This is a genomic window from Chitinophaga sp. (genome assembly GCF_035564935.1).
Lineage (GTDB): Bacteria > Bacteroidota > Bacteroidia > Chitinophagales > Chitinophagaceae > Chitinophaga.
This window is the reverse complement of the sequence record NZ_DATMTE010000162.1, coordinates 1-9,637: the sequence shown is the minus strand read 5'-3', so window position 1 is coordinate 9,637 and position 9,637 is coordinate 1. Positions and strand designations below refer to the sequence as shown.

8 protein-coding genes are annotated in these 9,637 nt (G+C 45.6%); 3 read left to right on the top strand and 5 right to left on the bottom strand.

Annotated elements, in window-relative coordinates; all coding sequences use genetic code 11:
* Window positions 1–107 precede the first annotated feature (107 nt).
* Both VN105_RS04395 and VN105_RS04390 read left to right on the top strand, forming a co-directional pair.
* The gene (locus VN105_RS04395) at window positions 108–605 is read left to right on the top strand and encodes a hypothetical protein (protein WP_325638309.1); all 498 of its coding nucleotides are present in this window, start codon (window positions 108–110) and stop codon (window positions 603–605) included.
* Window positions 606–625: 20 nt separating this feature from the next.
* Window positions 626–1,114, top strand: a complete 489-nt coding sequence (locus tag VN105_RS04390) for a YcxB family protein (protein ID WP_325638307.1) — start codon at window positions 626–628, stop codon at window positions 1,112–1,114.
* A gap of 195 nt (window positions 1,115–1,309) precedes the next feature.
* Here VN105_RS04390 and VN105_RS04385 read toward each other — a convergent pair whose 3' ends face one another.
* The 5 genes from VN105_RS04385 to prs all read right to left on the bottom strand — a co-directional run bounded on the left by VN105_RS04385 (window position 1,310) and on the right by prs (window position 8,779).
* Window positions 1,310–2,026 (bottom strand): DUF2490 domain-containing protein, encoded by a 717-nt coding sequence (locus VN105_RS04385; RefSeq protein ID WP_325638305.1) that lies wholly within the window; start codon window positions 2,024–2,026, stop codon window positions 1,310–1,312.
* A gap of 109 nt (window positions 2,027–2,135) precedes the next feature.
* Window positions 2,136–3,626: a SusD/RagB family nutrient-binding outer membrane lipoprotein gene (locus VN105_RS04380; protein WP_325638303.1), complete on the bottom strand. Its 1,491-nt coding sequence runs from the start codon at window positions 3,624–3,626 to the stop codon at window positions 2,136–2,138.
* A gap of 11 nt (window positions 3,627–3,637) precedes the next feature.
* Window positions 3,638–7,159, bottom strand: a complete 3,522-nt coding sequence (locus VN105_RS04375) for a SusC/RagA family TonB-linked outer membrane protein (protein WP_325638301.1) — start codon at window positions 7,157–7,159, stop codon at window positions 3,638–3,640.
* Window positions 7,160–7,292: 133 nt separating this feature from the next.
* Complete coding sequence (locus VN105_RS04370; RefSeq protein ID WP_325638300.1) at window positions 7,293–7,739, bottom strand: GNAT family N-acetyltransferase; 447 nt, start codon at window positions 7,737–7,739, stop codon at window positions 7,293–7,295.
* Between the two features lie 107 nt (window positions 7,740–7,846).
* Window positions 7,847–8,779 carry a ribose-phosphate diphosphokinase gene (prs, locus tag VN105_RS04365; protein WP_325638299.1) on the bottom strand — a complete coding sequence of 311 codons (933 nt, stop codon included), beginning with the start codon at window positions 8,777–8,779 and terminating at the stop codon, window positions 7,847–7,849.
* A 161-nt stretch (window positions 8,780–8,940) separates the two neighbouring features.
* Between prs and VN105_RS04360 the strand changes: the two genes are divergently transcribed.
* A partial coding sequence (locus VN105_RS04360) for a carboxypeptidase-like regulatory domain-containing protein (protein WP_325638298.1) occupies window positions 8,941–9,637 on the top strand: 697 nt, incomplete at its 3' end.

Genomic DNA, 9,637 nt, shown 5'->3' with positions numbered 1-9,637 from the left:
GGTTCGTCCATTGCTTTTGTTTTTTCAGGGGTTTTTACGCATATTTTGGAATCTACTAGAAATCTCAAAATATAATTGTATTTTTAGACTCGAAAATTTGACGCATTATGAAAAAGCTGTTGTTAATGCTGTTGGTAGTTTTGGCCGCAGCCGCATCAGCAAATGCCAGCACTGGTTTCAAGAACGGAGACAATAATGGTGATAAAAACGGGGACAACAACGATAACCGTAATAATCCCAAAAACACGGGTAACGCCAAGCCTGTAAGGGTAGAAGAGTTTGTGTTAATGTTTCCGAGGGTAGAGACAACTGAGAAGGTTGATGAAGCAGAGTTGGAGAAAGCTATTGTGGATTTGTATAAGTGGTACTTACAAAACGAAACCAAGTTAAATACGAACAACTTCCTTAAAGAAAGTGGTAAGGAACTGGCTTTCCCTTTTAAGGTGGATCCAAAAACCTTGCAACAATATTTTCTGTTCATCAAGAAAAACTTCCCCGGATTTGGCGAGGACGACCTGTCTAATGTAAAACGCAGCCGGAAGAATGCACCAGTTACTGTGCGTGATGAAATGGATAATCCTATGTCGATTTCTGTTAACAGATAAAATAGTTTTGCCAGGCGATAATGCATTTAGAGTTTAACTACGATAAGGGGGATGTGTTGCATGCATTGCGCTATCATTTTATGCGGAGAGGCGAGATTAAGGTCTTTCGTAACACGCTCATTATCTTATTACTTGCTACTTTAACGGGATATTTTTTCAGTGTAGTGACCACTGGCGCGCTTACTGGCATTGTTATCATGATACTGGTACTTGGCTGGGTATTCTGGTACCTGTTGCCCATTTCCATTTATAACAAGGCGGCTACTTTTAAAGACAGTATACATCTCAGGTATTCTGAAGAGGGGTTATTGATTACCACCCGTGGCAGTGATCATCCCCGGAATATCAGCTGGAATAATTTTTCCCGGGTGGTGGAAACCGAGAAATTTTTCTTCCTGTATCGTGATAAGAAAACCTTCTTTCTCATTCCTACCAGTGCTTTCCAGACAGAGGAAGCTTACCGCAATTTCGCGGGAATACTCAAATCAAAGTTTAGTAATTACCGCTGATGCGGATTTTGTCTGACTCAGGATTACGCTGATTATAGTGATTAGCTTGATTTTTATTTTTAATATTCCGGGAGATGGAAATGGTATTCCGCTTTTTATCTGTTGGATATGAATTGATATTTGATTTTTGATATTCCGGAAGATAGAAATGGGTGTTCCGTTTTTTCATCTTCCGGAATATTCGGCTTGTTGATATTAGAGGTTGATATTCTGGAATATGCTGAAGTGCAGGATATGATTCATGGTTTTGGCCCCGGATGTAGCCTGAACTAACTGGTTCATGTAACCTATGTCTGCTTTGAGATTTGCATTGAACTGGTATCCAAAGGCAGCGAGGAAGCGGTTTTGATCGAACAGCAGGTTACTGATGTCGTTTCCCCACAGGTTCAGAAAGATTTCATCCTGTAAAGCTACATAAAACGGAGTGGCTGCTTTCTTATGGTGGATGGGGAGTTGTGTACGGTTGAAATACCGGGCGCGGTTGCCATATTTCCAGTTACCGATAGCATGTGGATTTCCAGGTGCAGAAGGCTGTGATACCCAGCGTTGTTCCAGTCGTACCCGGTGCGTCATATCCAGTTTTTTTGCCTTATGGATATATTGCTCAAAGACACGTTGTTCCGGCAACCAGGTATTGCTGGTGGCATTGTAAGTGGGTACATAAGCGTAGCCCAGTAAGATATGATCCTGTTTGTTGATCGAATATTGTAATCCCCCGCGCATGAGCAGCTGTCCTTTATTGCTGATGCCGTCCCTGATGCGTAACTGCACATCGAAGGGAACCGCCCATTTGCTGTTAATTTTCATGTTACCGAAATAGGTATACCAGTTTTGATAGGCGTGCGTAGTTTCCTGTGCGGACACAAAACCTACAATAGCCAGCAGGGCCATTGTTAACAGTACTTTCCTCATAATTGCTAATATAGGTGGGGCTAAAGATAAAGAAATCACTATAAAAAAAGAAAGCGCCTGCAGACGCAGGCGCCGGTAGATTGTTGTTTAGCTATAGTTGATTGTTGTATCAGAATTTATTGTACCACAGTTTGGTGCCTTTTTTATCGCCACCGATAGCCGAAGCGGCTTTATCGTAGCTGGCTTTGTTCTGTGTTTGTTCGGATTGCAGATAAGTTAACCGGTAAGGCACCATTGTTACGCTGGGGTCCAGGGAACCGGACTTGGGAGCGATGAACAGTGGCTGGCCACCTGGTTTACTGAAATGCAGCCTGGTTCTTTCAAACCATGCCTGGAAGCCCTGTGGATAAAGCGCCAACCATTTCTGGGTACCTATCACGTTTCTCCAATCGGCCGCCACGTAAGGCACTTTTGCGATATATGCCTCAATAGCGGCGTCTGTAATGTCTGTATTGTTGGTAAGTTTGCGCCAATAGTCAATAGAAGCGGTGATACCTTTTGCATAGTGTGTGGCAGCATCATCGCCTACACTCATGCCTCTTGCGGCCGCTTCGGCCAGTATAAATTCCACTTCAGAGTAAGCCATCAGGATACCCGGCATGGTTGATTTATAGATCTGAGTGCCGGGAAAGGAGTAATGTCCTTCTGAAAGCCTGTCGGGATCAGAGGCGGCAGAGCCGTAGGGCAAACCTTTGATAGTATCATCATCTCTGGAAGGGCGGGCATAAATACCGAGGCGCGGATCATTTACGCTTTTCATATAATCCACCAGGGTGGAGGTTACAGAAAAGTCGATGATTTCACGCTCTGATTCGTTATATGGGAACTTATTAGGAGCAGCGTCCAGGTATTGGAACTGGGCATTTTCTGTATTGTCGCTGAGGGCGTCTTTGTAATGCGCTTCAATTACCTGTTTGGCTTTCTGCGGGTTAGCGTCTACCATGCGGATAGCTAACCGGAGCATCAGTGAATTTGCCAGTTTTTTCCATTTTGCTACATCCCCGTTATAAATGACATCCCCGGTTTCGAAGCTTACCTGTGATTCATCCAATGTATTTATCTGTGCCTGCAGGGTATCGATCAGGGAATTATAAATGGTTTGGGCGTCATCATATTGGGGAACAATGTTGCTGCTACCCTGGAAGCTTTGCGAGTATGGAATATTCCCGTAGGTATCTGCCAATATCTGGTAGATCCAGGCGCTCATGACTTTCGCAATGGCAGTTTGATTTACAACGCCGGGAAGATTCGGGTTAGCCTGGTTTTGTTTCACCAGGTCATCGAGATTGTGCAGGGATATCCTGTACAAATTATTCCAGAAAGCGGCATTATTACCTTCATCAAGGTTGAACTGGCTATCGTTGGTCCTGGAGTTGCCGGTCCAGAATTGTGCATAGTTCATGGCGATAAAGCCATTTTGCAACCCGCTGTAAAGCATATCCATCGTAGTTTTCTGGGCGCCGGTGAGCAGGTTTGCCGGTGCAGCGGTGGTTGGCCTGGTTGGATCACGGTTCATATCATCCAGCTTTTTACAGCTGGTTACCACCAGTGCCGTCAGCAGGAACAGGATGCTGCTATATTTAAAAATCTTTTTAGTCATCTTCACAAAATTTAGAATGATACATTCAGGTTTATTCCATAAGACCGGAGTGATGGCAGCGCACCACCTTCAATACCCTGTACGTTGGATGCAGAGTTGAGGATGTTGGACGGATCCACATTAGGTGCATTGGATTTGATCAGCCACAGGTTACGTCCGTAAAGGGAAACGCGTGCAGCCTGTGCACCTATCTTCTTATACCATGATTCCGGCAGGTTATAACCTATTTTGGCTTCTCTCAGGTAGATATAGCTGGCATCATAAAGATTAGCCTTGCTGATCACGTTTCCTCCGTTGTAGTTGAAGTGATCCTGGGCGCTGATCTTCGTGGTGTTGGCATGTCCATCTGCGGTAACACCCGGAACGATAATGCCATTTTCACGAATGCCGTTTTCTATGGTAGTTTCCAGCAAGCCGGATTTATTGCCGTACAGGTTGGTGTAGGAGAAGAAGTCGCCGCCGTGCTGGAAGTCGACCAGTGCCGACAGGTAAATTCCCTTGAATGTAAAAGTGTTTGTAACACCGCCTACATAGTCAGGATATGCGTTACCGATAGGCTTCACTTCGCTGGGTACATAGCGTCCGAGTTCATCCACTACTTTCTGGCCATTGAGGTAGGTGTAGTCGGTACCACGGATGGTTCCCAGCGGTTCGCCTACCTGGCCTACTACAGATACCTTTTGTGTACGGCGGTCGGTGCCGATGGTCAGGAAATCGAGTGATGTATTGTACTGTGCAATGTCCAGGTTGAGCACTTTATTACGGTTGCGTGCGATATTGGCACTGATATCCCAGCGGAAGCCGTTTTTCAGGCGGATGGGGTTCAGGTTCAGTCCTATTTCAATACCCTTGTTTTCCACGCTTCCTCCATTCACATAAGCGCCGGTGAAGCCGGTAGCAGTTGGCAGTGCCAGTGTGATGATCTGGTCTTTGGTAACACGCCTGTAATAAGTGAAATCAACACCGATACGGTTGTCCAGGAATTTCAATTCCACGCCTGTTTCTACCTCTGTAGTACGTTCCGGTTTCAGGTCTTCGTTGTATAATGTTGGAGAGAACTGTGTAACCGGGTTGCTGCCAAAGGGTGGGATGAAATCGTAGGTGTTATAGATACGATATGGATCGGCATCATTACCCACAGCCGCAACGCTTCCTCTTAATTTACCGAAGGTCAGCCATTTCCATTCTTTCAGCAGGTCGGAGAACACGAAGGAAAGGGAAGCCGATGGGTAAAAGTATTGGTTATTGCCTTTTACCAGGGTAGAAGACCAGTCGCTACGGCCGGTAAGGTCGAGGAACAGGAGATTCTTATAGCCAAGGTTGGCGGTGGCAAAAACGGAGTTGATCTGTTTTTCGTAGTACTGATCAATGGCCAGTGCCGGTTGTACAGAGTTGGCAAGGTTATAAACATCTTTGGTGATCAGGCCCCCCTGGGCTATACCGCCGGTAACCGTCCATTTCCTGTGCATCACGTTTCCACCTACAGTGGCGTTCAGCTGGAAGTCTGTACCAAAATCTTTTTTGATGTCTGCTGTTAACTGGTAATTCATTTCGCGGTTGCTTCTTACGCGTTTGATATATCCGCCTACAGCGTAATCTTTTGCGGTTCTTTCTTCTTCCAGTGTGTTATAGTCGTCCATGAACACGCGACCGGAGAAAGAGAGCCATTTTGTAGCGTCTATATCCAGTCCTGCAGATCCAAAGAGCCTGTTACGGCTATCTGTTTCATAGTCCATATAGCGGTTCCAATACGGGCCGTTACTGGAAGAAATGTTTGGATCGTTCCAGGCGCGGCGGTTCCAGGTGATCTGGGAACCATCATCGTATTTGTATCTTTTTTCCATATCAAGATCCAGCTGACGCTGACCGTACATGGTGAACTGTAAGGTAGGGTTGGGGCCGGTGAAACCGGTACCAGGACGGCCTTTTACGTTCAAAGAGGTGTAATTCACGGAGGCCACTGCTTTTACTCCCTTGGTAAGTTCATAGCTACCATTGAAAGAGAGGTTGTTCCTTTTGTTGGTGGCATTGGGGAGTACAAATGTTTGATCCATATTGCCGTACGACAGGCGGAAGCTTCCTTTATCATCGCTGCCTGCCATGGAGATATTATTAGTAAGTGTGAAACCTGTTTTGTAGAAGTCTTTCACATTATTCGGATGGGCTGTCCAGCTATCGGTTTTACCGAAGTATGGGTTGTTTTTATCTTTATCCCATGACCAGTAAGGACGGATGATCTGTCCATTCAGCTTTGGTCCCCAGGATTCATCTACTGAATATTGCGGCATCAGGTCGTAACGGCCTTTACCATTGTTATCGTCGTAGGTGGCACTTTGTTCATTGAGGAAGCCTTCCGGGTGTTCGTTGTAATACAGGGTATCGAATTTACCTGCATTACCGCCGCCGTACATATTCTGGTATTTGGGCAGTACGGCCACCTGGTCTATCTGGGCATTGAGGCTATAAGTAACGCCGATTCCTTTTTCGGTATCGGGGCGTTTTTTAGTGGTTATCTGGAGAACGCCGTTAGCGCCGCGGCTTCCGTAGAGGGCAGTTGCGGCTGCACCTTTGAGCACGGAGATATTTTCGATATCTTCCGGGTTGATGTCCTGCATGGGGCTACCGTAATCGTAACCACCGCCACCGTTTTGCTGACCGGGATCATTGGTTACGTTATTCATCATTGGTACCCCGTCCAGTACAAAGAAAGCGTTGTTATCACCGAGGATGGATTTCACCCCACGGATGGTAATTTTGCTGGCGCCGCCCATGGAACCGGTGTTGGAGCTGATTTGCACACCGGGAACTTTTCCTGTGAGGGCGTTTACGAAGTTTACTTCTTTTGCTTCCTGTACGGCATTACCGCTTACTTCCTGTATGGCATAACCTACAGAGCGGGGATTCTTTTTAATACCGAGGGCAGTTACCACTACTTCTCCCAATACCTTTTTAGTAGCGTTGGAAGGAACCAGTGTGACATTGAGTTCACCTCTTTTTTCCACTGGAATGGATTGTTCGCTGAAGGTAGGAGCAGTAATGAGTATGGTATCATTTACAGCAGCCTTGATGCTGTATTGACCGGTTGGATCCGCCTGTGCATTTACTTTAGATGCTTTGTTGCGGATGATGGCGCCCGGAATGGGAGTGCCTTTATCGTCCTTCACTGTTCCTGAAAGCTGGAATTTTCCTACTTCGCTTTTCGCGGTAGCAGCATCCGGTGGGAGGATGAGTGCGGTATCCTCTTTGGGTTGGGCTGTTGCTTTTGCAGTATCAGTTAATGGTTTCGAAGTATCCTGTTTAGGTTTACCGGTAGTATCGGAGGCGGCAGGTTTAATAACTACCGGAACAGTGGTATCCTGTTTAGGTTTAACACTGGAATCAGCAGCAGCGGGTTTAATCACTACCGGAACGGTGGTATCAGCTTGCAGCTGTTTTGCTGTGAGATACCCTTCGGGTTTTGCGTATGCGCTGCTGGAGGTATAGCAGAAAAAGGCATAGCACAGCCCCGACCAGGCTAGTACATGGCTTCTCATCGTATTATGAAAGATTTGGTTACAAAATTTTTTGACAGGATTCCTATGCTGTCTATTGTTACATTGCTTATCCATCAATATAACAATACAATCAAAACGCCTTCTACAATGGGTTGCAGAAGCAAAAAAATAATTATTTCAGGTTTTTCCTCATTTCGTAGTGTGGAATGCCCACCTCTGTAAATTCTTCTCCACAGATTTCATAGCCCAGTTTCTGATAGAATCCAGTGGCTTCTTTCCGGGCATGCATGGTTAATTCATCAAAGCCGTTGCTACGGGCATATTGTTCTGCGAATACTACAATTTCTCTGCCGATACCTTGTCCCTGAAGATTGGGCGATACCGCCATTTGCCTTAGCTGTACTGTGTTTCCGCTTGCAGGAGTAAGTATACAACAACCTGCAAGTACTTCCTGGTCATTGTTCCGGGTAAAGCCTGCAATGAAGATGTCGCTCATCTCCTTCTGTAGTTGTTCTGCCGAAAATGTGAGCCCCAGCGGTTTCCGGAGCACCTCGCTACGAAGGTCTGTCATGGTATGGTAGTCGCAACTACCGTATTCGATTATACGAAAATCAAGCATAATTGTTTGTCCGATTTGCCGATGGCGGATTACGCCATTTTATTTTGCAGGAAATACCGCTACATGGTTCACAAGTGTCTGGATGACAAATAGCCTGCCAACAGCAATCAGGAGTGTTGTGACTGGAAGTAATTGAAGATCAGTTGATCTACTGATTTAACGAGCAACATGGGGTCTTTGATAGCCGTGGCGCCGGGGTGAGTATCGGTACAAACCACTTTTTTGATAAGTCCTGAGCTTTTGATTTTTTCAAATCCATTTCCGGCAAAGATGCCATGGGTAGTGATAACAAAGATATCTCCGGCGCCGGCATCACGATAAGATTGTGCTGCATGAATAAGGGATCCGCCGGTACGGATCATATCATCATAGATGATCACTGTTTTATTTTTCACATCCGCGCTGATAGCTGTGATAGCTGTTTCATCGCCGGAGAGGCGGCGCTTGAAGGCGAAAGCTGCCGGAACATGCAGGTCGTTGGCGAGTGATTCCACCCATTTAGCCCTGCCGGCATCGGTGCTGGCCAGCACGAAAGGTTTTCCTGCTGCCAGCTCCAGGGCGGTATTCATTACAAATTCTTTCGCATACAGGTGCACCGGCCGAACATCATTTTCAAAATACCATGTAATGCCATCCACATGCAGATCAATCATCACGATCCTGTTGCCACGGGAGGTATTAGGCAGCGATGAAAACAGTACTGCGCGTGTTTTCGCTTTTACGATTTCGCCATATTTTACTGCGCGTTCCATCGTAGAATACCCGAAGAATGGAATAATGATGGTCAGGGAATAGGCTCCCAGCTGGATGCAACCGCTGGCCAGATCATATAATTCCAGGGTTTCTTTATCATCGATAGTGCCTCCAAGCAGAATCACTTCTTTGTTGCTAACATTACTCAATATGCGGTGATAATGCTCCCCATCGGGAAAATCACGGATATCCAGTTCCCCATTTTCCCAGGTGGAGCCTGCAATAGACAGTATCCTATCTTTCAAATATTGATAATGTTGGGTAGCAAAGATGATTTTCTGTGGCATGACTTTTACAAGATAACGGGTGATAGCCGTAAAAATAAGTTATTAGGGGGATATTTATAATGTTGATAATTAATAATTTTGCCGGTGAGCATTCACATTTACCCCGTTTTTTAACTTTTCATTTGCGGGTGGAACATTAAATTTGAAGGATTACTATATTCATGATTCGTTTTACAGCATATATCGGAGCACTGTTTTTTTTCTTTTTCATTAGCCTGCAGGAAACTTTCGCACAGGTGCGTTTGTCCGGTATGGTGGCGGATCAGGATACCAAAACGGGATTGCCTTTTGTTTCTATTGTTAACAAGAGGACCATGACGGGTACGTTAAGTAATGAAAGCGGCCGTTTCTATATTGAGGCCGTTCCGGGAGATACACTTGAATTTTCCATGTTAAGCTATACGCCGAAAATGTTGCTGGTACCGGGCATGTCGTCATCGCAGGATGTGTATATGCAGAAGCGGTTGTTTGAATTGCAAGGGGTAAACGTGCGTGGTAAGAACTATAGGAACGACTCATTGGCATTGCGCGACGAGTACGGCCGGTATTTCGATTATCGTAAACCCGGAGCAATGGATGTGCTTAAAACGTTGCCTGCAAATCCTATTACGGCTTTAAGTTATCTAGTGCCGAGTAAGGTGCGTAAAAGGAAAGAGCAGTTTCATGAGCAACTGGTTTACTGGGAGAAGGAGAAATTTATTGACTACCGGTATTCCCCGGAGCTGGTGGGAAGGATGACTAAGCTGCAAAGCCCGGAACTGGATTCATTTATGTATAAGTACAGGCCGGGGTATCAATTTTTAAATTCAGCTTCCGACTATGATCTGTTACTTTATATAAAGCAGTCGTTTGAAGAAT